The sequence below is a fragment of the Rhodococcus sp. NPDC058505 genome (assembly GCF_042720095.1).
In the GTDB taxonomy this organism is placed as follows: Bacteria; Actinomycetota; Actinomycetes; order Mycobacteriales; family Mycobacteriaceae; genus Rhodococcus_G.
The window spans coordinates 188,841-212,575 of sequence record NZ_JBHXNB010000002.1 but is presented as its reverse complement, the minus strand read 5'-3'; the positions used below and the strand labels follow the sequence as shown (position 1 = coordinate 212,575).

Sequence of the window (23,735 nt, the reverse complement as noted above, 5' to 3'; positions counted from 1 at the left end):
CCGGGACGTTCGGCCCTGTCGCGGCCGGGGTCCGGTGCCGAAGGCTGACCACCGGACCCGCGATCGACGCGGGGAGCGGGAGGACGAGATGAGCACCGTGATGGACGGATCGACCTACGACAGCTGGTACCTCGACCCCGACCGGCACTGCGCGCAGACCCCGCAGGAGTGGTGGTTCCCGCCGGTGCGGGCGTCGAAGGAGACGACGGCGCGGGTCGCCGCACTGTGCGTGGACTGCCCGGTCCGCGGACAGTGCGCGGACGACGCCCGCGCGTGCGACGACCGGCACGGCATCCGGGCCGGGGTCGACCTGGGGCACGTCGCCGGACCCGACCGGCTGGCGGTACTGACCCGGATCGCGCTCTCCCGCAGGCCCGGCGCCGAGCCGATCGCGGTCGGCCGCGAGGGATACCGCACCGCGCCCGCCCGCCTCATCCATATGACGAAAGTCTCAGGGAAGTAGGCAGATTCGCGATGTCACGGGTCGGCCCGGTAGGAGGCGGCGGACCGCCCGTGCCCGGCCTCCCTGGTGATGTGATCCACCAGCGGCTGCGTCCGGTACTTCACCGGCGTCGTCAACGCGAGGGTGGTGGACGTGTGGGCGACCCCGTCGACGCTCAGAATCCCCTCGAGGACATGGAGGAGTTCCTCGTGTGACGGTGCCGCGATGCGGATCAGCAGATCCTCGCGGCCGGTGGTGGTCTGCACCTCGAGCACCTCGGGGATGGCGCGCAGGTCCTCAATCACCGCCTGCAACCGGCCCTGCACGGTCTCGGCACCGACGAACGCCTGCACCGGCAACCCGAGCGTCGGCAGGTCCACCTCGGGGCGGTACCCGGTGACCACTCCCGACTCCTCGAGTCGCCGCATCCGGGACGCGATGGTGTTGCGGGCGACGCCCAGCCGACCTGCGAGGTCCATGATCTGGGCACGCGGGTCGTCGGTTAGCTCCTGGAGCAGAGCCGCGTCGAGCTTGTCGATACTGATCACCATGCTGACCTCCCGAGAGTGATGCGCATCACAACTAGTCATCCTGTCACGCTGTTTCGGCAACTGTTGACGCCCCCTGCACCCGGACCAATTATTGCTGCACCGAGCGAACGAAATGTCGCCGGTGACGATACAGCGCAAGGAACAGGTGACCGCAGATGACCGAACTCGACGATCGCCCGGGCACCGCCGTCACCCCCGGCGCCGCCGTCGCGACGCCCTACGACCTCGACGACCGCTACCGGCCCGGATCCGGGCCGATGCTGTTGACCGGTGTCCAGGCCATCGCCCGCCTGCTCGTCGAGCAGCACCTGCGTGATCTCCGCGCGGGACACCGCGTCGCCACCTTCGTCTCGGGCTACCAGGGCAGCCCCCTCGGTGGCGTCGACAAGATGTTGCACGGCATGCCGACGGTGCTCGCCGAGCACGACATCACCTTCGTTCCCGGCCTGAACGAGGAACTCGCCGCCACCGCGGTCTGGGGCAGCCAGGCCGACCTGACCCCGTTCGGCGGCACCGCCACCCACGACGGCGTCGTCGGCGTCTGGTACGGCAAGGGCCCCGGCGTCGACCGCGCGACCGACGCGCTGCGGCACGCCAACATGTACGGGGTCAGCGCCCGCGGCGGCATGCTGCTGCTCGTCGGCGACGACCCCGCCTCGAAGTCGTCGACGGTGCCCGCGGTCAGTGAGCGCTCCCTCGCCGCCCTCGGCATTCCGGTCCTGTTCCCCCGGAACGCCGCCGAACTGGTGACGCTGGGCGTGCACGGCATCGCCCTGTCCCGGGCGTCGGGGTGCATCGTCGCGCTCAAGATCGTTGCCGATGTCGCCGACGGCGCGTGGACGGTCGACGGATCGGTCTCGAACCTCGACATCACCGTCCCCGAGATCGACTGGGAGGGGCGGCCGTTCACGTACCTGCAGCGGCCGATGGCCGTCCCGACGGACAGCGTGATCGCGGAGGCCGACCTGTACGGCCCGCGGGCCGAGATCGTCCGCGCCTACGGTGCCGCCAACCACCTGGACGTCGTCGAGGTCGACCCGGCCGCCGCGCGAATCGGATTCGCCGCGACCGGAACCACGTTCGATGCCCTGCGCCAGGCGCTGCTCGATCTCGGTGTCGACGAACAGGCGATGCACCGCGCCGGAATCCGGTTGCTGCGCATCGGGATGCCCACCCCCCTCGGCGCCGACCGGGTCCGCGAGTTCGCGGCGGGCCTCGACCGCGTCATCGTCGTCGAGGACAAGACCGCGTTCGTCGAGACCCAGGTCCGCGAGATCCTCTACGGCACCGACCACGCCCCGCAGATCCTCGGCAAGAAGGACTCCGCGGGGAGCCCGTTGATGCCGGTCGACGGCGAGCTGACCGCAGGACGGCTGCTCGGCCCGCTGCGCCGCGTCCTGCGCGATGTCGTGGAACTGACCAGGCCGCTGCCGCCGCAACTCTCGCTTGAGGTGCTGCCGACCACGCGGACCCCGTACTTCTGCAGCGGCTGCCCACACAACCGGTCCACCGCGCTTCCGGAGGGGTCGATCGGCGGCGGCGGCATCGGCTGCCACACCATGGTCACCATCTCCAACCGGGAGGACAGCGCGGTCACCGGGCTCACGCAGATGGGCGGCGAGGGCAGCCAGTGGATCGGGCAGGCCCCGTTCACCGACATTCCGCACCTGTTCCAGAACGTCGGCGACGGCACCTTCTTCCATTCCGGCCAGCTCGCCGTGCAGGCGTGTGTGGCCGCCGGGGTGAACATCACCTACAAGCTGCTCTATAACGAGGTCGTCGCGATGACCGGAGCCCAGGACGCCGAGGGCATGCTCACCGTCGCGCAGCTGACGCACAAGCTGTCCACCGAGGGCGTCAAGCGAATCGTCATCTGCGCCGACGAACCCAAGCGGCATAACAGGAAGCAGCTCGCGAAGGGCACCCTGCTGTGGCACCGGGACCGGCTCGATGAGGCGCAGCGGATGCTCCGCGACGTCGAGGGCGTCACCGTGCTGATCTACGACCAGCACTGCGCGGCCGACGCGCGCAGGCAGCGCAAGCGCGGCACCCTGCCCGCGCGCACCACCCGCGTGGTGATCAACGAGGCGGTGTGCGAGGGCTGCGGCGACTGCGGCACCAAGTCGAACTGCCTGTCCGTGCAGCCGGTCGAGACCGAGTTCGGCCGCAAGACGCGGATCGACCAGACCTCCTGCAACACCGACTACAGCTGCCTGGACGGCGACTGCCCATCGTTCGTCACCGCCGAGCAGGTACCGGGGACGAGCACGCTGGCCGGGAAGTCCCGGCCCGTCCCGCCCGCGGTCGCCGCACCGGACCTGCCCGCGCCGGTCGGCACCCGGAACGTCTACCTCGTCGGCATCGGCGGCACCGGCATCGTCACCGTCAACCAGGTGCTCGCCACGGCCGCGCTGCGCGCCGGCTACGAGGTCGAGTCCCTCGACCAGATCGGCCTGAGCCAGAAGGCCGGACCGGTGGTCTCGCACCTGCGCTTCTCCACCGGGGCGCTGGAGCCGTCGAACCGGCTCACCCCGGGCAGCGCCGACGCGATCATCGCGTTCGACCTGCTGACCGCCGCCGACCCGAAGAACCTCGGCTACGGCGACCCGGCGAGCACCGCCGTCGTCGCATCCACCAGCCGGACGCCGACCGGGGACATGGTGTACGACAAGGATGTTCGGCATCCGGACGAGCAGCTGCTCGTGGCCCGGCTGGGATCCGTGTCGGCATCGATGGCCTCGTTCGACGCGCTGGCCGCCGCCGACGTCCTGTTCGGCACCACCGCGGCCGCGAACTTCCTGCTGATCGGCGCCGCCGTCCAGAGCGGCGGGCTGCGCCTGCCCGCCGGGGCGATCGAGGAGGCGATCAGGATCAACGGGGTCGCCGTCGACACCAACATCGCCGCCTTCCGGTGGGGTCGGGCCGCGGTCGCCGCGCCGGACGACTTCCGTGCCGCGACCCAGCGCGCCGAACGCGCACCGAAACCCGTTCCCGCACACCTGCTCTCCGGAACGTCGGTCGACGGGGAGGTGCGGCGTCTGGTCGGGCTGCGCGCCGGACAACTCATCGACTTCCAGTCGGAGGCGGTCGCCCGCCGGTACGTCGATGCGGTGCAGGCGGTGTGGGCGGCGGAACGCGCGGTCACCGACCGCACCGAGTTCAGCGAGGCCGTCGCGCGTGGCCTGTACAAGTTCACCGCATACAAGGACGAGTACGAGGTCGCGCGTCTGCTCGTCGATCCCGACTTCGTCGCGGCCGTGCAGGATCAGGTTCCTGGCGGGGCGAAGCTCACCTACCGGCTGCACCCGCCTGCCCTGCGGGCGCTCGGTCGCAGCACGAAGATCGGCCTCGGACCGAAGTCTCAGGTGGCGCTGAAGGTCCTGGCGAAGGGGAAGGTGCTGCGGGGCACCCGACTGGATCCGTTCGGCTACGCCCACGTCCGGAAGGTCGAGCGCGAACTGCTCGCGCACTACACCGCGACGGTGCGGGGGCTGGCGGGCACGCTGACCGCCGAGGGCTACGACCGCGCCGTCGAGATCGCGGGGCTGCCGGACCTGGTCCGCGGCTACGAATCCGTCAAGCTCGGGAACGTCGAGGTGTACCGGGAGCGGATGCGCGACCTCGGCGTCGCGTTCTGACCCGCCCATCCCCGAACGGGCGGTTACCGGAGCATCGGCCGAGTGGCCCGCCCGGTAGCCGCCCGTTCGACGGATCGGAGGAAACCCGTCAGCTGCCGAACGGCAGGGTGCCCGGCTGGATCTGGTATCCGCTGCTGCCCGCGGCGACGTTGCCGGTGGCTCCGAGAATCGCGTTGATCACGGTGGTGAGCATGGGTGTCCTTTCGTCGGGTCGGCCCGCCAGGATGAATCGGACCGCCCGTCACGGTATTGCCGACAGCCGCCGCTGTCGACCGTCCGGCCGAGGCCGGTTGCCGCCTGGCAGGGTGGAGGGCATGTGCGAGACACCCGACACCACGACCCCGGACGACCGGCAGGCCGACGTCGATGCGGTGGTCCGTTTCCGCAACGACCACGGACTGGACCGCATCGTCGATGTGCACACCCACTTCATGCCGAAGCAGGTGATGGACAAGGTGTGGGCGTATTTCGACTCCGCCGGGCCGCTGACCGGGGTGGTGTGGCCGATCCAGTACCGGCACGACGAGGACGTCCGGCTGGACCGGCTGCGGTCGTACGGCGTGCACGCGTTCACGTCGATGATCTATCCGCACAAGCCGGACATGGCCGCCTGGCTGAACCAGTGGGCGGTGGAGTTCGCGGCACGTAATCCCGACTGCCTGCACACCAGCACCTTCTACCCGGAACCGAGCGCCCCCGGCTATGTCGCCGACGCCCTCGCCTCCGGCGCGCGAGTGTTCAAGTCGCACATTCAGGTTGGCGACTACGATCCCAACGATCCGCTGCTGGACGAGGTCTGGGGTCAACTGCAGGATGCGGGCACCCCGATCGTCATCCACTGCGGTTCCGGCCCGGCGCCGGGGCGATTCACCGGTCCGGACCGGATCGAGACGCTGCTGGCCCGGTTCCCCCGGCTGCCGCTGGTCATCGCGCACATGGGAATGCCGGAGTACACGGCGTTCCTCGACCTCGCCGACCGGTACGAGTCGGTCATGCTGGACACGACGATGGCGTTCACCGACTTCATCGGCGACCTGGCGCCGTCCGATCCCGCCGACGCGGGACGCCTGCGGGACCTCGGTGACCGGATCCTGTTCGGCAGCGACTTCCCGAACATTCCGTACCCGTACGTGCACGCGCTCGAGGCGGTCGCGCGTCTCGGCATCGGCGACGCATGGGTGCGCGGGGTGTGCCACGACAATGCGGCCCGGATATTCGGTCTCTGACACCGAATCCCGCTCAGAACAGGGTCAGTTCCTTCGCATCGGCGGGCAGGTCGAACAGGCCGGGCTCGGATTCGGCTGCCCTTGCCGGCGTCCGGCGCTGGCGCGTCTTCTTCGCGGGCGAGGCGGGGGCCACCGGCGCCGCGGACGGGACGTGCGGCGCGGTCCGGGTCGGCGTGTGCACGGCCGTTGCCGCAACGGCGCGGGCGGCCTCACCGGCGAGCCGGTCCGCCTCCTCGTTGTAGTGGTTGCCGACATGGCCGCGGACCCACCGGAACCGCACCGGCCCGGTCCGGTCGGCCAGCGCCTGGTCGATATCGCGGATCAGGTCGACGTTCTTGACCGGATCTCCGGACGAGGTGCGCCACCCCTTCCGCTTCCAGCCTGCCACCCACTCGGATGCGCACTTGATCGCGTACTGCGAGTCGGATTCGATCAGCAACGGCTCGTCACCGGGATGCGCCAGGATCGCCTCAAGCAGCGCGCGCAACTCGGCGATCTGGTTGGTCCCCGACCGCTCGCCACCCGACCTGCTTGGGCCGAAATGATTCACCCAGGCCCAGCCGATCGCGCCACCGGGATTCCGCAGGCAGGAGCCGTCCGTACTGACGATGATCACGGTTGTACACCTTACGGTGACGGACCGACAAACGGGGCGGGGGTGGCCGATCCCACTTTCCTGGCGCGCGCGGCGCCGCCTACTCGCCGACGAACTCGGGCGGGCGCTTCTCGAGCATTGCCGCGACGGCTTCGTGATGGTCCCGGGTGTGGTGGGCAAGCGCCTGCATCGCCGCGGACAGTTCCAGCAGCGATTCGAGGCTCTGGTGTTGGCCCTCGCGGAGCAGCTTCTTCGTCATCCGCAGCGCCTGCGGCGGGTTCGCCGCCACCCGCTCGGCGAGGGCCTGCGCGGTGGCCGCCAGGTCGTCGGGGTCGACGACCCGCGAGACCAGGCCCCAGTCGAGTGCGGTCTGGGCGTCGATCGCATCGCCGGTGAACGCCATCTCCGCGGCCCGCGCCAACCCGACCGCGCGGGGCAGCAGCCAGGCGCCGCCGTCGCCGGGGATGAGGCCGAGCTTGACGAAGCTCTCCGCGAACCGCGCCGCGGACGACGCGACCCGCATGTCGCACATCAGTGCCAGGTCGCAGCCCGCTCCGATGGCCGGGCCGCCCACCGCCGCGATCACCGGCACCTCGCAGTGGTACAGCGCCAGCGGGATGCGCTGGATGCCCCGCCGGTAGCCGTCCCGCACCTCGGCGGGGGCGCCCCCGAACATTCCCGCGCGGTCCCGCATGTGCTTGACGTTGCCGCCGGACGAGAAGGCGGGCCCGTTCGCGGCGAGCACCACGACGCGGACGGTGCCGTCCGCGTTGACCGCGGCGATGGCGTCCTCGAACGCCTGCACCATGTCCGGCTCGGAGATGACGTTGCGGGTCTCGGGCCGGTTCATCGTCCAGGTGACGATGCCGCCGTCCCGCCGGATGTCGATCGCGCCGCTCATGGGTCTCACCGTAGGGCGAGCACGCCGCCGCCGCTACGCGACCTGCACCAGGTAGCCGTGCGCCGCCGCGACGGCAGCGGACCGCACGCCGCCGCCCTGAACGACCAGGCCGGCAGCGAGCGCCGGATCCTCCGTGGTGGCGCGGCGCCAGCCCCGGTCGGCGAGCGCGAGCACATACGGCAGGGTCGCGTTGGTCAGCGCGAACGTCGACGACCGCGGCACCGCGCCGGGCATGTTGGCCACGCAGTAGAACAGCGACTCGTGCACCGGGAACGTGGGGGCATCGTGCGTGGTCGGATGGGTGTCTTCGAAGCACCCGCCCTGGTCGACGGCGATGTCCACCAGCACCGACCCCGGCCGCATCCGGGAGACCAGCTCGTTCGACACCAGTTTGGGGGCGCGGGCACCGGGGATCAGGACCGCGCCGATCACCAGATCCGCGTCGAGAACGGCCCGCTCAAGGTCGTAGCGGGTGGACGCGAGGGTACGGACCCGGCCGTCGTAGCTGGCGTCGAGTTCCCGCAGCCGCGCCGGGTTGACGTCGAGGACGGTGACGGCGGCGTGCATCCCGACCGCGATCGCCGTCGCGTTCTGCCCGGCGACACCGCCACCCAGCACCACGACATCCGCCGGGCGGACACCGGGAACACCGCCCATCAACACGCCGCGCCCACCGGAGGATGCCATCAGGTGATGGGCACCGACCTGCGGCGCGAGCCGGCCAGCGACCTCGCTCATCGGGGCAAGGAGCGGCAGGGTTCCGTCCGCGGTGCGGACGGTCTCATAGGCGATCGCCGTCGTGCCTGCGGCCAGCAACGCATCGGTGCATTCGCGGGACGCGGCAAGGTGCAGATAGGTGAACAGCACCTGATCGCCACGCAACCGTGAATACTCCTCGGGGACCGGTTCTTTCACCTTGAGGATCAGGTCGGAATCGGCCCAGGTGGAGTCCGCATCGGGGGCGATGTGCGCGCCAGCGAGGCGGTAGTCCCGGTCGGCCAGCGAAGACCCGGCGCCCGCGCCGGTCTCGACGAGCACCCGGTGCCCACGGTCGACGAGTGCGTTGACCCCTGCGGGGGTGGCAGCGACACGGTACTCGTTGTTTTTGAGTTCGCGGGGGATTCCGATCCTCATGGTGGTACCTCGGGTTCGGTGGTGATCTCGGGTGGCGCCTTCCACCAGTATGCTAGGGAAGCAGTCTGTCCAACAACGGGTTCGAAAAGATCCGATGCGGATCGAGGTCGTTGTACTCGGCGCGTGCAGAGTCCCAGTCGTCGCCGACCGGAACGCCGTCCCGGTAGGTCTGCGGGATCACCGCCTCGATGGTCTCGGGGTCCAGGAACCCCGCCTCGTCGGTGAACGCCCACCCCTTGGCCCACTCCGGCCGGAACGTGGCGTAGTCACCGCGGTAATTGCTCCGCATGAACCGCTCCATCTCGCGGAAATACGCGGGCATCCCCGGTGTCCCCGGGACGCCGACGACGTTCATCCAGATCGCGGTGTCCCACTCCGGATGGTCGGGGCGCGGCCGCAGCGCCGAGATCGTCGGTGGGCCGGACGATTCCACCGTCACCTCGGTCGGGTCGTCGAGTCCGCACAGCCGGACCTCGAACGGCCCGTTGATCGGGTACCGACCCTGGGCTCGGAGCTCCTGCTGCCGGGCGTGGTGCCAGCTGACGAACTCGTGGATGACGCGGGCGATGTTGGCCCGCTTGGTGACCACCACCCCGCCACCGGCGGTCATCCGCAGGGTCGTGGCCCGGAGGTAGAACTGGACGTCCTTGGACCAGCCCCACAGGTCGTGGCCGCCGGTGGCAGCGAGCCCGGCCTGGAAGGTCGCCAGCTGGGTCTGACCGAACAGCGGGGTCGCCGATCCGACACCCGACACGATCTGGCCGAGCAGGTCGGTGAGCGGCTTCGGGATCGAATCGGAGTACGGGTAGTTGTACGGCCCGGTCACCTCCCGCGACTGCGGCGGCTTGGTCGGGGTCGGGGTCCACACCTTGAGGTACGGGGTGTCGGTGAACGGGAACCAGATCGCCTCCACCCGGCCCGATCGGGCGACGAAGCGCTCAAAGGTGCGACCGGGAGATCCGGGCGGAGCGAACAGTTCGCGCCACGGGATGTCCGTGCGCGATTCGCAGCGCAGCCGGTAGTTCGGTCCGGCCTGCAGCGTGACCTCGGTGATGAAGACCCGGCCAAGGTGGGTGAGCAGCGGCCGGATCCGCGGGTCGGCACGCGGGAACTCGCGCAGCACGTATGCGCGGCGGGTGTCGTCCCACACCACCGCCGTCAGTGCCGTGACGAGGTTGCTGATCGAGCCGAACGACGCACCGGGGAGGGCCGCTTCGTCGTCCGCGGGAAGGGTGGCGCCGTGTGCGTCGATCGCGAGGACGCCCGCGATTGACAGTTCCCCGATCGCGGGCGAGTTGGCCCAGCCCAGCCCGTTGTCCTGAAGTGCGGTCAGCACCGACATCAGCAGTGCTCCCGCCCCTGCCGTCACCGTGGCCCGGCCGGGTTCGGCGGACGGCGCGACCGTGACGTGGTTCAGCCGGGTCAGGGTGTCCACGAGGACGACCTTCTCGACGTTCTGGCCCGGAACCAGGGTCAGTGGGCTCCAGCCGTGCATGGTGCCGCGCGGCCGCAGCCGGTATCCGTGGGCGTGCGCCCAGTTGGCCAGCCGCACGACGTCCCGCGCGTCCGCCGGCGTGCACGTCCACACGTCGTCGAAGACGATCTCGCGAACCCAGTTCTCGTAGCCCTGCTGGAACAGCGGGATGCCGTCGGGAAAGTCGGGCGGGGGCGGCAGCGTGACGCCGGGGGCGTCGGAGGAGCGCGCGGCGGCGGGCGCCCAGCCCGTGGTCGTCAGCGCGGCCGCTCCCGCGGCCGCGGCGAGGAAGCCCCGCCGGGTGAGCTCCGGTCCAGTCATGGGGAACAACATAGATCATTTCGATGCCAGTGGCGTCGAAATGGCGGATGCGGAGACCGGGCGACCTCCGCACCCGCGTGTTGTACTGGAGCGCATCGGTGTTGCCCGAACCCCATTCGAGGAGGCGCCATGACGGACCTGGACGCGGGCGCGGACCCGGCTCCGCCCCCGGCACCGCACCGCGGGTGGCCGGTCGTCGCACTCGTCGCGGTCGCCATCCTGGTTCTCCTCGTCGGCGGCGCGGGCGGCGCCTACCAGGGCAAACTCGCCGAGGTCCAGAAGAACGACAACGCCTCCTTCCTGCCCGGGTCCGCGGAGTCGACCCTTGCCGCGAACGAGGCAGCGGAATTCGTCACCGTCCAGACCATCCCCGGATTCGTCGTCTTCCATCGGGACGGCCCGCTCACCGATCAGGACCGCGCGTCGATCGCGCGGGCCGCCGCGGCCGTCGCCGGGGTGGACGGGGTCGACGCCACCGGGATGACCCCCACCCAGTACTCGACGGACGGCACCACCGCCGCGCTGTACGTCCCCCTCGTTGCGAAGTCGAACGGGGCCGACGTCAGCGGCGACCGTCTCGCCGACACCGAGCAGCAGGTGATGGACGCAGCGAAGGCGGCAGCGACCGCGGACCTCGAGGTGCTGCCTGCGGGCCCCGGCGGACTGCTGGTGGCGTTCATCGACGCATTCGAGGGGCTCGACAGCACCCTGCTGCTTGCCGCGGTGCTGGTGGTGATCGCGATCCTGCTCGTCGTGTACCGCTCCCCGGTGCTGTGGTTCTTCCCGCTGCTCTCGGCCGGTCTGGCACTGGGGTTGTCGTCGATGCTCGTCTACTTTCTCGCGAAGGCGGACGTCCTGACCCTGACCGGGCAGAGCCAGGGCATCCTGATGGTGCTCGTCCTCGGCGCAGGCACCGACTACGCCCTGCTCCTCATCGCCCGCTACCGCGAGGAGTTGCACCGCTATCCGAGTCGATTCGACGCCATGATCCGGGCGTGGCGCGAATCCGCGCCCGCGATCACGGCCTCCGCCGTGACGGTGGTCCTCGGCCTGCTGTGCCTTGGCTTCTCGGAACTCAACTCCAACAAGGGCCTCGGGCCGGTCGCGGCGATCGGAATCGGCTGCACCTACCTGGTGATGATGACGTTCCTGCCGGTGTTCCTCGCGCTGGCGGGCCGGTGGGTGTTCTGGCCGCGGATTCCCCGTGTCGACCGGGCCGCGGATCTGGCCACCCACGGCATGTGGGGGCGGATCGCCGCGGCCGTCGGCCGCCGCGACCGGCCCGCGTGGATCGGGGCCACCGCCCTGCTCGTCATCCTGTGTGCTGTCGGGATCGGCAGCCTCAACACCGGCGGCCTGACCTCCTCCGAGAACTTCACCAACACCCCCGACGCCGTTGCGGGCCAGCGGATCTACGACGAACACTTCGATCCCGGCACCGGCGCGCCCGCGGTGATCGTGACGAACGCCGACGCCGTCGATGCCGTGATGGCTGCCGCGGCAGCCACTCCGGGAGTCGCCCCCGGACCGGGATCGGTGTGCCTGCAGATCGACTACACCAAACTGGCACAGCTGGCGAAACTTGGCACCGGCACCGGCGGCGACGCCCGAACAGGCTGCCCCCCGGACCTTCTCACCGTCGCACCGATCGACGGGCGGACGATCGTCAACGTGACACTCGCCGACGCCTACGACTCACCGGAGGCCATGGACACCGTCCACCGACTGCGGGACGCGGTGCACGCCGTTCCCGGCGCCGACGCGCTGGTCGGCGGCAATACCGCGGCCACCGTTGACGTCAAGGCCGCGTCGGTGCGGGACCGCAACGTGATCATCCCGATCGTGCTTGTCGTCATCTTTGTGGTGCTGGCACTGCTCCTCCGGGCGCTGCTTGCTCCGGTGATTCTCATTGCGACGGTGGTGCTTTCGTTTGCCGCAACGCTTGGCGTGTGCGGCTTCTTCTTCGCCCATGTCTTCCATTTCGCGGGGGCCGACCCCGCGTTCCCGCTGTTCGCGTTCGTCTTCCTGGTCGCGCTCGGCATCGACTACAACATCTTCCTGATGACCCGCGTCCGCGAGGAGACGCACCGGCACGGCACCCGGTCCGGGGTGCTGCGCGGCCTTGCGGTCACCGGCGGCGTCATCACCTCCGCGGGCATCGTGCTCGCCGCGACCTTCGCGGTCCTCGGCGTGCTCCCGCTGGTGTTTCTCGCGGAGGTCGGGTTCGCGGTCGCGTTCGGCGTCCTCCTGGACACCATCATCGTCCGCAGCGTGCTGGTGCCCGCGCTCGCGCACGACATCGGCAGGCGGATCTGGTGGCCGTCCGCCTTGTCCCGATCCGGGCACTGACCCGCGACGCGCCGGTCTTTTCATACCCCGTGCAGAATCGCCGCCACTGCGGCACACTCGGTCACGGTCACCACCTTCCGTCGGGGGAGTTCTCCACACGAAAAGGAGTGTCATGCCGCCACGTTTCCGTTCGCACCGACTGCGTCGTCTCACCCTGTCCGCGCTGATCACCGCAGCAGCCGCGGCCACCCTGCCTGCCACCGCACACGCCGACATCACCCCGACCACCCTGGTCAACGGCGTCCTGTCGACGATCGGCGGATGTCAGTCCCCGGTCCGGGCCGCGATCGTCGGGTGCACCCAGACCGAGACCCTGACCACGCAGTTCCCGGTCAATCTCGACCTCAACCAGCTCGGCACCAACATCGTGGTGCTCGGCGCCGGGCTGTTCCCGGACGGCACGATGCGTCCGGTACTGGTGTCGCGGCTGCAGGCCGCCCTTCAGGTCGCGAACCGGTATCCGCTGTCACCGATCATCGTGAGCGGCGGGGTGCCGCGGAACGGGGTCACCGAGGCCCGCGCGATGCGGGAATGGCTCGTCGCGAACGGCGTCCCCTGGTTCCGGATCACCGAGGAGGGCACCTCGCGCTCGACCGTCGAGAACGCGCGGAACACCAACTCCATCCTCGCCGATCGCGGTGCCGCTGGCGCCGTCGTGGTGACCTCGCCCGACCACCTGGAACGGGCCATGATCGACTTCCGGACCGCCGTCGCGGGCAGGATCCCGATCGCGGGGGTCGTCGCGCCGCACTGAGCCGCCCGCCTGAACGACGAAGGGGCCGGACCGGGCATCGCCCGGTCCGGCCCCTCACGTGCGGTTGTCAGCTGCCGTTGCTGATGACGCCGCTGATCACGTCGGCGATGAAGCCGGACGGGTTCTCGATGATGGCGGAGCCCGCCGAACCGGTGGTGCCGCCCTCGCCGTCCGACGAGCCGAACCCGAGGTCGGCGGAGCCGGTGGACACGGCCTCACCGGGGTTGAGGTTGCGGACCGTGACGAACGCGCCGATCGGGTTGAACTTCTGGGTGGTGCCGAAGCCCGACACGTCGAAGCCGACACCCGTGTCGAAGACGTCGCCTGCCTCGGCGGACTTCGGCACCAGGTAGGTGACGTCGAGGGTGAGGGTCTTCGAGCCGGTCTTCGAGATGAGCCATCCGGCGTCGGTGACGGTGACGCGCTTGTCGTTGACGTCGACCTGCGGGGTGACCGACTCGGCCTTGCTACCACCGATCAGGTGCCATGCGGTGACCTTGGCGCTGCCCTTGACGTACTGGAAGCCCTCGGGATGAAAGTCGTTGATCTTCGTGATGTAGCGATCGAGGGCGTTGTTCACGGAGAGGGTGGTGCGGAGGGTGACCTTCTGGCCGGGAGCCACGGTGCCGTCCCCGACCACGGACCGGGTGACGGTGATGTTGTCGGTGGTCTTGGTGGCCGTGTGCGGCTTCTGCGCGGCGGCCGCGGCGCTGGTCTTGTCGGACTCGGGTGCCGCGGTGGCGGTGCCGGCGCCGACGGCAAGGCCACCGGCGAGCAGGGCGGTCGCGGCGACGACGGACGCGGCGCGACGGAGCGAAGAGCGGGACATGCATTTCCTCCAGGTCAAGGTCTCACACCGACGCCCCCGGGTTCGCTGCCCCGTTGCCGCCTGTCGACACATGGGCCGCTACCTGGGAAGTCGGATTCGCCAACTGTATCGGTCAGATGTCCAGTTCTGTGTCAATTGTTCATAATGAATGCCAGTGACCGCCATCACGTCTCCGCGCCTGCTCCGGTTGCGTCGGCCCGCATCGACGCCTAAGATGGGGCGCCATGACGCGCATTCTCGTAGTTCGCCGCCGTAGCGGGGTCTGATTCGGACCGACCCCTCGCTGCGGGTCGTTGAGCTACGCGTTGGTCCTCCCTTTCCATCCAGGAAGACCACCCCCATGAATGCCATCGCGAACACCACTCACCCGATCACCGACCCGTTCTCGGCCCGATTCGGCATGCCGTTGCCGCGGGAGATGCGCGCCGACTGCGCGGGCATGGGATGGCGCACCTTCCTCGCCACCTACTCCCCCTCGAACGGCCCGATCCGGTTCGGTCGCTGGTCGGTGGCCCCGCTCGGCGCCGGACGGTGCGAGTTCAAGGCCACCCTCGGCATCGGCGACGCCATCCACCAGGCGACCGCGGAGGCGTCCGGTCCGGTGTCTGCGCTGACGGCAATGCTGTACGACGCCGGTTTTCAACTGGAGATCCTGTCGTTCCACCAGCTGCGCATCGCCGACGACCGGACCGCGACCTTCCTGCTGTGCGAGCACGACGGTCGGCGGCACTGGGCGGTCGGCTTCGGGCACGACGCCACCGCGTCGTCGGTCGAGGCGATGATCGCCGGCGCCAACCTGCTGCACGGCTGACCCCCGCGGACTGTGCGTGATGTGCACCCCTACCGGGGTACACATCACGCACCGGCGCGGAGCGCAGCGGAGCGCACCTACGGCATTTCGACGGTCTCCGCGCGGGCGATCTCCCCGATCGCGCGGCGCAGGTGGCGGTCGGCGGGTGTCTGTGCTGCCGCGAGCAGGTCGGCGGTCACCAGCAGCGCGTGCGGCGCGATCACCGGCCACCCGATCCGCTCGGTGTCCTCGTCGTAGTCGGTGAGGCCGAGGGAGCCGGTGAGCACCACCGCGAGGGCGCCGACGTCGAGAGTCGGCAGCCACCCGGCGGCGGCCCTGGCGCTTCGTTCGAGAACGGCCTGCACCGCCTCCCCGGTGAGACCGTCGGGATGGACGTCCTCGAGCAGCGCCCGGACCATCGCCGAGAGCACCGCGCGCACCTGGTCGGGCTCCCAGCGGAGCAGCTCGGTCGTCGCCGCCCCGAACGCGGGGGCGTCGGCGGCGCCCGCTGCGGTCACCGCGGCATCGATCGCGGAGGCGATGCCCTTCGCCGGACGCGGCCATTCGCTCGGCCACTGCTGCACGGTCGACTCCTCGTCTCGGGCGCCGAAGGTACTGTTGCTCAGTCCAGTTCGGCACGCATCAGGTACACGTTGTAGTCGGACCAGGTCGACAGCATGAAATACAGGTCGTCGGCCGTCGACCACGGATGGATGAAGCCACCGTACAACTCCGGATAGGTTTCGACGCCGACGAGCCGGGCAGGCTCCGACCACAACCCCTGCGGCGAGTCGGACGCGCGCAGCGTGATCCCGGTCCGGGCGGTGTCCAGGTACGACATCTGCCAGCGGCCCGACCCCTCGTCGTAGCGCACCGACAGCTCGGCCGCTGTGCCACGCACGATCGGGGTCGCCGCGTGCGGACCCCCGACCGCGGTCCAGTTGCCGTCCGTCCAGTACTGGTAGGCGGACGTGTTCAGCACCTGGTCCTCGGGGACGCGGGCCAGCGCGACCTCCCCGAGCCGGGTGTTGGGGGTGCCGAACATGTACACGTACCCGCCCTGCGGCACCATCGCCGCGACCTGAAAGTTCGAGACGCCGAAGATGTTGTCCCACTTCGCGTGCGGATCCTTGGTCCAGGTCTGCCCGCCGTCGTCGGAGTAGGCAAGGCCCCCGTGGTTGGTGAACCAGGTGGCCGGGATGCTGTTCCAGGTGCGGATCGACATGTAGCTCAGGTACTGCCGTGATCCGACCGCGAACCCGGAGGTGGGGATCGTGGTGATCTCCACGTTGTCGATCTTCCTGCTGCTGAGCACCTCCGCGGCGTGACACCGGCTGTCCTGAACGAAGGTGTCGATGGTCATCCCGTCCGCGAGGTCACGGTCGGTGCTGAATCCGAGGACGTTGCTGCGCCAGTCCTCGCCCTGGCCGCCGGGCGGGTGGAATCCACGGCCGACCGTGTCCCCGAAGGCGACGGCCACCGTTCCCGGCTCGGACTCCCACATGATGCCGAGGTCGGTGCCGTTGATCTGCCACCGCTTGTCGGTGCGGTTGGTGGAGCTCGCGCCGGTCACCTTCGCGACCATCCGCACGTCGCGGACCTGCGGGGTGGGCGGCTGCGGCGCGACGGGTGCCGTCTGGGTCGGCGGGTGCACGGTCGGCGGCGGCTCCGGCGCGGGCCCCCGGTCGGGTCCGGGCACCGGGATCCCGAAGACAAACGGGTTGAAGTCGACGCCGATCTCCGGCACCCCGAGCGTCGACGACAGCCCGCCGGGCGGGTTCGGGACGTCGGTCAGGTCGGGGCACGGGTTGACGCAGGGATCGGCGGGCAGCGGATCGGGGTTGATCCGGACGGCGGGCGATTCCGGTGCGGGATACGGCACCGGCTCCACCCACGGGTACGGGATCGGGATGTCGAGCTTCTTCGGGATGATCGACTCGTGCTCGGCCGGCGGATCCGTCGCGCACGGACCGGTCCCGACCACCGGTGCGGCACCGGCGACGTATCCGCCGCCGGTCACCGCACCGGCCGCGACCAGCGCACACACCGCAGCAACGACCGGGACCCGTTTCGGCATCGGTACCTCCTTGCTGTCAGCGTGCCCGATGATGCGGACCCGCGCACAGCGGACGTTTCCGGCGCGCCTCGCGGGCCGGTCCCCGGACAGGCTGGACGGCCGGTCACCGGCCATCGACTAACCGCACCCGCCCGCCTAGTGTGACGGGCTGGAACCGAAGCGAGGTTGACTGTGCCCGAATCCCTACCGCGCCAGGGCGGCCCCTATGTATCGGGGCCACCCGCGGACGCCCTGGCCGTCCACATTCCGGCGTTGGACCGGTTCGGCCCCGCGCAGCTGCTGCGCGCGCTGGTGGTCGGCGTGGTCCTGCTCGGCTGTGCCCTGTTCGCGACGGTCACCAAGCCGTTCACCCGCCGGAACATGGGCTGGGCGGACGCCGCATCCGAGGGCCTCGTCAACGGCTTCGAGGTGCTCGGCCCCACCTTCGTCAAGCTCGGTCAGCTGATGGCGTCGTCGTCCGGGATGTTCCCTGCGCCGCTCGCGAATGCGTGCCTGCGCTGCCTCGACGACGTCCCGCCGGTGTCCGCCGCCGCCGCGCGGGGGGTGATCGAGGCCGACCTCGGCGCTCCGATGGACGAGTTGTTCGCCGAGTTCGACGACGTGCCGTTGGCTGCGGCGTCGGTCGCGCAGGTGCATGCCTGCGTGCTGCCGGACGGCAGGGAGGCGGTGATCAAGGTGCAGCGTCCGGGCATCCGGCACCGAATGCTGCTCGACCTGCGGACGGCGTATTGGGGTGCACGGCAGCTGGAACGGGTGCACGAGTTCTTCCGGATCGCGAACGCCACCGCGATCATTCGGGACCTGCACAACGCGACGATGACGGAACTGAACAGCGCCGTCGAGGCGGACCGGCAGACCCGGTTCCGGGACGCGTTGTGGACGTTCGGGGACAACAAGTGGGTGACCGCCCCCGAGGTGTACTGGGACCGTTGCGGCCCGCGCGTCATCTGCATGGAACGGATGCGCGGCCTCCCGTTCGACCGCATCGAGACCGGGCCGGACGCCGCGGAGGACGCGGAGTCGGCGGAGCCGCCGACCGGCCCGGATACCCGGCTGCTGATCCGCCGCGGCGTCAAGGCATGGATCGAGGCGATCACCCTGCACGGGCCCTTCCACGGCGACGTGCACGCGGGCAACCTGTGGCTCCTCGACGACGGCCGGATCGCGCTGCTCGACTTCGGCATCGTCGGCGAGTTGCCGCAGGAATGGCGGGCGATCCTGCGGGACATGTTCCACGCGACGTTGCTTGACGGCGACTACGCCCCGGTGGCCCGCGGCATCCGGGCACTCGGCTACACCGCGGACCTCGACGCGTCCGACGCGGAGATCGGCGCCCAGGTCGGCGCGGTGCTGGCGCCGGTGTTCGCGAACGATCTCGGTGAACTGAAGCTCAGCTCGCTCATCATGGCGCTGGTGACGATCGGCAGGCAGTGGGGGGTGGCGAGCCCGGAGGAGTTGGTGCTGTTCGGCAAGCAGCTCGGCTATTTCGAGCGGTACGCGACGCGGATGGCACCCGGCTGGGTGATGGGCAGCGATCTCTACCTGTTCCGCAACGTCTTTCCCGAGGAGGTGGCCCGGCGGGCGGACGAGCTGGGCGTCACGCTGCCGGAGGACTGATCCCGGCCCCGCACCAACCCGATCGCCGCCGCCTCGATGTCGTGTTCGGAGAGCAAGACGAGGCGGGCCGCGTCGCCGAGCGGGACGAAACTGTCGGCACTGGTGACCCGGGCCATCGTCCCGGTGAACCCGCCGTCGACGAGGGCGGCGAGCACACCCTCCGACACCCCGCCGGAGCGGCGGGTCTCGTCCGCGACCAGGACCCGGCCGGTGGCCTCCGCCTCCCGCAGCAGGTCCGCCACCGGCAGCGGTACCAGCCAGCGCAGGTCCAGCACCCGCACCCCGATCCCCTTGCGTTCGAGCGCTTTCGCGGCGCGCAGGCTCAGGTACAGGCCGTTGCCGAACGTGACGATGGTCAGGTCGGTACCGGCGCCGGTGGTGCGCCCCGCACCGATGGGCACGTGCACGTCCGGGCCGGGATACGGTGCCAGCCAGCCGCCGTCGCCGGGCTGGTGCAGGTCGCGGGTGTGGTAGCGGGCGATCGGTTCGATCAGCACGCACACCGCGCCGGACGTCCGGGCCGCAGCGGCGCAGGTGTGCAGCATTGCGGCCGCGTCGTCGGGCCTGGCCGGGGACCCGACCACGATGCCGGGGATGTCGCGGAGCACGGCGACGGCGTCGTCGTTGTGAAAGTGCCCGCCGAACCCCTCCTGGTAGCCGTATCCGGCGACCCGAACGACCATCGGGTTGCGGTACCGCCCACCGGAGAAAAAGCCCAATGTTGCTGCCTCGCCGCGGATCTGATCCTCCGCGTTGTGCAGGTATGCGAGGTACTGGATCTCGGGGATCGGCAGTAGGCCCGCGAGCCCCGCGCCGGCGGCGAGGCCGAGGATCGCCTGCTCGTCGAGCAGCGTGTCGAAGACGCGGGCCGCGCCGAACCGGTCGGCGAGTCCGCGGGTCACCCCGTACACGCCACCCTTGCGGCCGACATCCTCACCGAACACCAGCGCGCCGGGGTCGGCGGCGAGGATGTCCGCGAGCGCCCGGTTCACGGTCCGCGCCACTGTGAGCGCCGCGTCCGGCGGCGGCGCGAGTTCTGCCGATGCGCGCAGCTGCCGCACGTGGCCTGCGACGACCGCGGGAGCCGGGGCGCGCAGCGGGGCGGTCACCTCGGTGCGGGTGCGCAGCGGCGCGGCCCGCGACACCGCATCGGCTGCCGCCGCAACCCGCTCCCCCGCCTCCCGGGATCGGCGCAGGACCTGGTCGGGGCGGAGTGCGCCCGCCCCGATCAGCAGCCGCGCGGTCCCGATCAGCGGGTCCCGTTCCAGGTCGGCGGCGAGCGCGGCTGGCGTCCGGTAGGCGGACTCGACGTCGGAGCCCGCGTGCCCCATCAGCCGCACCATCCGCAGGTGGAGGAACGCCGGACGCCGGTGTGCGCGAACCCAATCAGCGATGCGGACGGCGACGTCGTAGGTGTCGGCGAGGTCGCATCCGTCGGCGGTGGCGTACTCGAGTCCCGCCCGGCCGGAGTACGCGGCGGCGATCCATCCCGGCGCGGTGGGCACGCTGATACCGATCCCATTGTCCTCGCACACCAGCAGCAGCGGGAGCGGCAGGCCGCGGTGCGCGAGGTTGGCGGCGGCGTTGATCGCGCCGACCGCGGTCGAGTGGTTCGCGGAGGCGTCACCGAAGCTGCACACCGTGACCGCGTCGGCCGGGTATTCGGACTGCACCCCGAGCCGGTCGGCCCGCTCGACCGCGAAGGCCAACCCGACCGCGCGCGGCAGATGGGAGGCGACGGTGGACGTCTGCGGGATGATCGCGAGGTCGCGGCGGCCGATGACCTTGTGCCTGCCACCCGAGATCGGGTCGGCGGCGGCGGCGACGACACCGAGCAACACGTCCCGCACCGGGTCGCGGCCACCGACCTGGCGTGCACGTTCAAGAAAGAAGGCACCCGAACGATAGTGCAGCAGAGCGGGGTCCGTTGGCCGCAGGGCCGCGGCGACCGCGGCGTTGCCCTCGTGCCCCGCCGATCCGATCGTGTAGTAGCCGCGCGCGGCGGCGCGCAGCCTGCGCGCCGCCAGGTCGAGGTGCCTGCTGACGAGCTGGGCATCGAACAGGTCGAGGCACCGCTGCACCGTCAGCCCCGACCCGGGACGCACGAACCCCGCCGGGGCCGCACCCGGCGCCGCCGTCGTCGAGCGGACGGCGGCGGCGAAGTGGGCGCCGACGGGGTCGTCGGGCGTGTTCAGTCCTGGCCGGCCTGCATGTCCATCCACATGACCTCCCACACGTGCCCGTCGAGGTCACGGAACGCCCTGCTGTACATGAAGCCGTTGTCGTGCGGCTCCATCCAGGCGCTGCCGCCCGCCGCGATCGCCCCGTCGACGAGCGTGTCGACCTCCTCGCGGCTGTCCGCGGACACACATAACAGCACCTCACGGGCCGAGCTGGTGTCGCAGATGTCGTCGGCGATGAAGACCCGGAACTTCGGCTCCTCGAGCAGCATCACCATCGCCTGGTCGTTGATCACCAGGCAGGCGGTCTGCTCGTCGCAGAACTGGTCGTTGAACTCGAAGCCGAGTCCGTCGAAGAACTTTCGGGTGGCGGTGACGTCACTGACCGGCAGATTGGCGAACAACATACGGGACATCGGGTGCTCCGTTTCCGTTGAGCGAGGCCTGGTTCCATCCTCGGTTGTTGGGGTCTCGGATGTACAGACCGCCCCGGTCACGAAAACTCATCGCCGAGAAGTCGGGCCGGGTACGGCCGTCAGGCCCGCCGGAGCCGCGCCGTCAGGTGGTGGGTGAGCGGGGTGTCGGCGTGCGCCATCCACAGGTCGTAGGACAGCGCGTCACCGTCGACGGTGATCCGGCGGCGGATCTCGTGGACGGGTTTGGCGTCGGGTGAGGCGGCGAGCGCGACGGGCGTCAGGTCCAGCACCCCGTCGATCAGGTCGCCGCGTTGGATCTCCACGAAACCGGTCGGCTGGGTGACCAGCAGTTCGATGGCATCGCCTGCCCTGCGCAGGTAGCCGTTCTCGGTGTGCATCGGCCGCTCCCGGCCGGGAGACCAGGTGCGGGAACGGTACGCGAGAAACGGCTTGCCCGGGGTCGCGGTGAAGTCGATCTCCTCCTCGTAGGAGAAGTCGTCGATCGTCGGGTAGTGGCCGTCGCCGCCGCCGACCCAGGTCCCCGCGAAGACGCCCAGCTCGCCGAGTGGATCGATCGTCCCGCCCATGTGCCACCTCCGGCTCGGTTGCATCACGGGTTTCGACGCCCGCTGCTGTCGGCATTGTGCCCGACCGGTGGCGTGTGCGTGAGGTGGGCCACCATCGGGGCGGTGATCGGCGGCCGATAGCATTTAGCCCTGCTAAACATCACATCCACGCAGGGAACGAGCAGATCGTGAGCAGGATCCACAACTCCACCTTCGCAGCCAAGGTGACAACGGCGGCTGCCGCAGCGGCGCAGATTCACCCGGGCGACACCGTTGCGATCAGCGGTTTCGCCTCGGCAGGCACCCCGAAGGCCGTGATCCCCGCGCTGGCCGAGCGGATCCACGGCGTGCGCGGGGAGGGCTCAAACTTCACCATCAATCTGCTCACCGGCGCCTCGGTGTCCGCGCACACCGAACGGGCCCTTGCCGAGATCGACGGCATCGCGCTGCGGATGCCCTACCAGTCGGAGCCGACTGCCCGCCGCAAGATCAACGACGGCCGGATGGACTATGTCGACATCCACCTCTCGCACGTCGCGCAGCAGGTGTGGGAGGGCTACTACGGCCGGGTGGATGTCGCGATCGTCGAGATCTCCGGCATCACCGAGTCCGGCGACCTGATCCCGTCCGCATCCGTCGGCAACAACAAGACCTGGCTCGACGTCGCCGACCGGATCATCCTCGAGGTCAACTCGTGGGTGCCGACGGCCATGGAGGGCATGCACGACATCTACTACGGCACCGCGCTCCCACCGCACCGCACCCCGCTCGAACTGACCCGGGTGGAGGATCGGATCGGGCAGCCGACGTTCCGGGTGGACCCGGCGAAGGTGGTGGCCGTCGTCGAAACGAACACCCCGGACAGCGCCAGCGCCCTGACCGAACCCGACGAGGTGAGCCTCGCGATTGCCGGGCACGTCGTCGACTTCTTCGCGCACGAGGTCACGGCGGGGCGCCTGCCCGCCGACACCCTGCTGCCGCTGCAGGCCGGGATCGGCAATGTGGCGAACGCGGTCCTCGGCGGCCTCGACCGCGGTGGCTACCGGAATCTGACCTGCTATTCCGAGGTCATCCAGGACTCGATGCTGCGGCTGATCAAGGACGGCACCGTCGCGCATGCCTCGGCGACCTCGCTGGCGCTGTCCGCGAAGGGTCTCGCAGAGCTCACCGACAACATCGACTTCTACCGCAGCCGCATCACGCTGCGACCCCAGGAGATCAGCAACCATCCCGAGGTGGTGCGCAGGCTCGGGATCATCGCGATGAACGGCATGCTCGAGGCCGACATCTACGGCAACGTCAACTCGACGCACGTGATGGGCACGCGGATCATGAACGGCATCGGCGGGTCAGGTGACTTCGCCCGCAACGGGTACGTGTCACTGTTCCTGAGCCCGTCCACCGCGAAGGACGGTCAGATCTCGTCGATCGTGCCGATGGTGCCGCACGTCGACCACACCGAGCACGACGTGCAGGTGCTCGTCACCGAACAGGGGCTGGCGGACCTGCGCGGGCTCTCCCCCCGCAAACGTGCCCGACTGGTGATCGACAACTGCGCACATCCCAGCTTCCGGCCGATGCTGCACGACTACCTGGCCCGGGCGCAGGCGCAGCCGGGCGTTGGGCACACCCCGCACCTGCTCGGTGAGGCGTTCTCGTTCCACGAGCGGTTCACCGCGACGGGGTCGATGCTCCGATAGCCCGCCCGGGGCGTGATCAGCCGTTGGCGGTCACGAAACCGTCCCGCCAGCTGGGGTGCCGGGGCGTCCAGCCGAGTGCCCGGGCGCGGGCATTCGAGACCGGACGGCCCGGGCCGAGGTCGGCTCGGACGGTCGGCGCGGGAGCGCCGACCGACACGGCAAAGATCGGCACCCA

Annotated in this window: 19 protein-coding genes; 8 read left to right on the top strand and 11 right to left on the bottom strand. The window is 70.2% G+C overall.

Going from position 1 to position 23,735, the window contains the following annotated elements:
- Positions 1-88: 88 nt before the first annotated feature.
- Entirely contained in the window at positions 89-463 is a 375-nt protein-coding gene (locus ACFWPA_RS02620) for a WhiB family transcriptional regulator (RefSeq protein ID WP_378508481.1), read from the top strand.
- A gap of 14 nt (positions 464-477) precedes the next feature.
- On the opposite strand, the gene ACFWPA_RS02615 is transcribed toward ACFWPA_RS02620, so the two are convergent.
- A complete protein-coding gene (locus tag ACFWPA_RS02615) occupies positions 478-990 on the bottom strand; it encodes an Lrp/AsnC family transcriptional regulator (protein ID WP_378508591.1) in 513 nt (170 codons plus the stop codon).
- Positions 991-1,148: 158 nt separating this feature from the next.
- On the opposite strand from ACFWPA_RS02615, the gene ACFWPA_RS02610 reads away from it, so the two are divergent.
- Both ACFWPA_RS02610 and ACFWPA_RS02605 read left to right on the top strand, forming a co-directional pair.
- The gene (locus tag ACFWPA_RS02610) at positions 1,149-4,631 is read left to right on the top strand and encodes an indolepyruvate ferredoxin oxidoreductase family protein (protein ID WP_378508482.1); all 3,483 of its coding nucleotides are present in this window, start codon (positions 1,149-1,151) and stop codon (positions 4,629-4,631) included.
- Between the two features lie 314 nt (positions 4,632-4,945).
- Positions 4,946-5,857: an amidohydrolase family protein gene (locus ACFWPA_RS02605; RefSeq protein WP_378508483.1), complete on the top strand. Its 912-nt coding sequence runs from the start codon at positions 4,946-4,948 to the stop codon at positions 5,855-5,857.
- Positions 5,858-5,870: 13 nt separating this feature from the next.
- On the opposite strand, the gene ACFWPA_RS02600 is transcribed toward ACFWPA_RS02605, so the two are convergent.
- The 4 genes from ACFWPA_RS02600 to ACFWPA_RS02585 all read right to left on the bottom strand — a co-directional run bounded on the left by ACFWPA_RS02600 (position 5,871) and on the right by ACFWPA_RS02585 (position 10,282).
- The gene (locus ACFWPA_RS02600; RefSeq protein ID WP_378508484.1) at positions 5,871-6,473 is read right to left on the bottom strand and encodes a ribonuclease H; all 603 of its coding nucleotides are present in this window, start codon (positions 6,471-6,473) and stop codon (positions 5,871-5,873) included.
- 79 nt (positions 6,474-6,552) lie between these two features.
- On the bottom strand, positions 6,553-7,353 hold the full coding sequence (locus ACFWPA_RS02595; protein ID WP_378508485.1) for a crotonase/enoyl-CoA hydratase family protein: 801 nt from the start codon (positions 7,351-7,353) through the stop codon (positions 6,553-6,555).
- A 33-nt stretch (positions 7,354-7,386) separates the two neighbouring features.
- Entirely contained in the window at positions 7,387-8,487 is a 1,101-nt protein-coding gene (ald, locus tag ACFWPA_RS02590; RefSeq protein ID WP_378569584.1) for an alanine dehydrogenase, read from the bottom strand.
- 52 nt (positions 8,488-8,539) lie between these two features.
- Positions 8,540-10,282 carry a cholesterol oxidase substrate-binding domain-containing protein gene (locus ACFWPA_RS02585; protein WP_378569583.1) on the bottom strand — a complete coding sequence of 581 codons (1,743 nt, stop codon included), beginning with the start codon at positions 10,280-10,282 and terminating at the stop codon, positions 8,540-8,542.
- Positions 10,283-10,411: 129 nt separating this feature from the next.
- On the opposite strand from ACFWPA_RS02585, the gene ACFWPA_RS02580 reads away from it, so the two are divergent.
- Both ACFWPA_RS02580 and ACFWPA_RS02575 read left to right on the top strand, forming a co-directional pair.
- On the top strand, positions 10,412-12,631 hold the full coding sequence (locus ACFWPA_RS02580; protein ID WP_378569582.1) for an MMPL family transporter: 2,220 nt from the start codon (positions 10,412-10,414) through the stop codon (positions 12,629-12,631).
- Between the two features lie 112 nt (positions 12,632-12,743).
- The gene (locus tag ACFWPA_RS02575) at positions 12,744-13,385 is read left to right on the top strand and encodes a YdcF family protein (RefSeq protein ID WP_378508489.1); all 642 of its coding nucleotides are present in this window, start codon (positions 12,744-12,746) and stop codon (positions 13,383-13,385) included.
- A 67-nt stretch (positions 13,386-13,452) separates the two neighbouring features.
- Here ACFWPA_RS02575 and ACFWPA_RS02570 read toward each other — a convergent pair whose 3' ends face one another.
- Positions 13,453-14,214, bottom strand: a complete 762-nt coding sequence (locus ACFWPA_RS02570) for a hypothetical protein (RefSeq protein WP_378508490.1) — start codon at positions 14,212-14,214, stop codon at positions 13,453-13,455.
- Between the two features lie 340 nt (positions 14,215-14,554).
- Here ACFWPA_RS02570 and ACFWPA_RS02565 point away from each other — a divergent pair, with 340 nt between their 5' ends.
- Positions 14,555-15,025: an alpha-isopropylmalate synthase regulatory domain-containing protein gene (locus ACFWPA_RS02565; protein WP_378569581.1), complete on the top strand. Its 471-nt coding sequence runs from the start codon at positions 14,555-14,557 to the stop codon at positions 15,023-15,025.
- A gap of 77 nt (positions 15,026-15,102) precedes the next feature.
- Here ACFWPA_RS02565 and ACFWPA_RS02560 read toward each other — a convergent pair whose 3' ends face one another.
- Both ACFWPA_RS02560 and ACFWPA_RS02555 read right to left on the bottom strand, forming a co-directional pair.
- Positions 15,103-15,588 carry a hypothetical protein gene (locus ACFWPA_RS02560; protein WP_378508492.1) on the bottom strand — a complete coding sequence of 162 codons (486 nt, stop codon included), beginning with the start codon at positions 15,586-15,588 and terminating at the stop codon, positions 15,103-15,105.
- Between the two features lie 38 nt (positions 15,589-15,626).
- Complete coding sequence (locus tag ACFWPA_RS02555; protein WP_378508493.1) at positions 15,627-17,081, bottom strand: DUF4185 domain-containing protein; 1,455 nt, start codon at positions 17,079-17,081, stop codon at positions 15,627-15,629.
- Positions 17,082-17,252: 171 nt separating this feature from the next.
- Here ACFWPA_RS02555 and ACFWPA_RS02550 point away from each other — a divergent pair, with 171 nt between their 5' ends.
- Complete coding sequence (locus ACFWPA_RS02550; RefSeq protein WP_378508494.1) at positions 17,253-18,698, top strand: ABC1 kinase family protein; 1,446 nt, start codon at positions 17,253-17,255, stop codon at positions 18,696-18,698.
- Here ACFWPA_RS02550 and ACFWPA_RS02545 read toward each other — a convergent pair.
- The 3 genes from ACFWPA_RS02545 to ACFWPA_RS02535 form a co-directional block, all read right to left on the bottom strand.
- Positions 18,620-20,803, bottom strand: a complete 2,184-nt coding sequence (locus ACFWPA_RS02545; RefSeq protein ID WP_378508592.1) for a thiamine pyrophosphate-dependent enzyme — start codon at positions 20,801-20,803, stop codon at positions 18,620-18,622. The two genes, ACFWPA_RS02550 and ACFWPA_RS02545, sit on opposite strands and share 79 nt — an antisense overlap.
- Positions 20,804-20,889: 86 nt before the next feature.
- Positions 20,890-21,294, bottom strand: coding sequence for a VOC family protein (locus ACFWPA_RS02540; RefSeq protein ID WP_378508495.1), 405 nt, complete (start codon positions 21,292-21,294; stop codon positions 20,890-20,892).
- Between the two features lie 119 nt (positions 21,295-21,413).
- Complete coding sequence (locus tag ACFWPA_RS02535; protein ID WP_378508496.1) at positions 21,414-21,881, bottom strand: FABP family protein; 468 nt, start codon at positions 21,879-21,881, stop codon at positions 21,414-21,416.
- A 167-nt stretch (positions 21,882-22,048) separates the two neighbouring features.
- On the opposite strand from ACFWPA_RS02535, the gene ACFWPA_RS02530 reads away from it, so the two are divergent.
- Complete coding sequence (locus ACFWPA_RS02530) at positions 22,049-23,560, top strand: acetyl-CoA hydrolase/transferase family protein (RefSeq protein ID WP_378508497.1); 1,512 nt, start codon at positions 22,049-22,051, stop codon at positions 23,558-23,560.
- Positions 23,561-23,735: the final 175 nt, after the last annotated feature.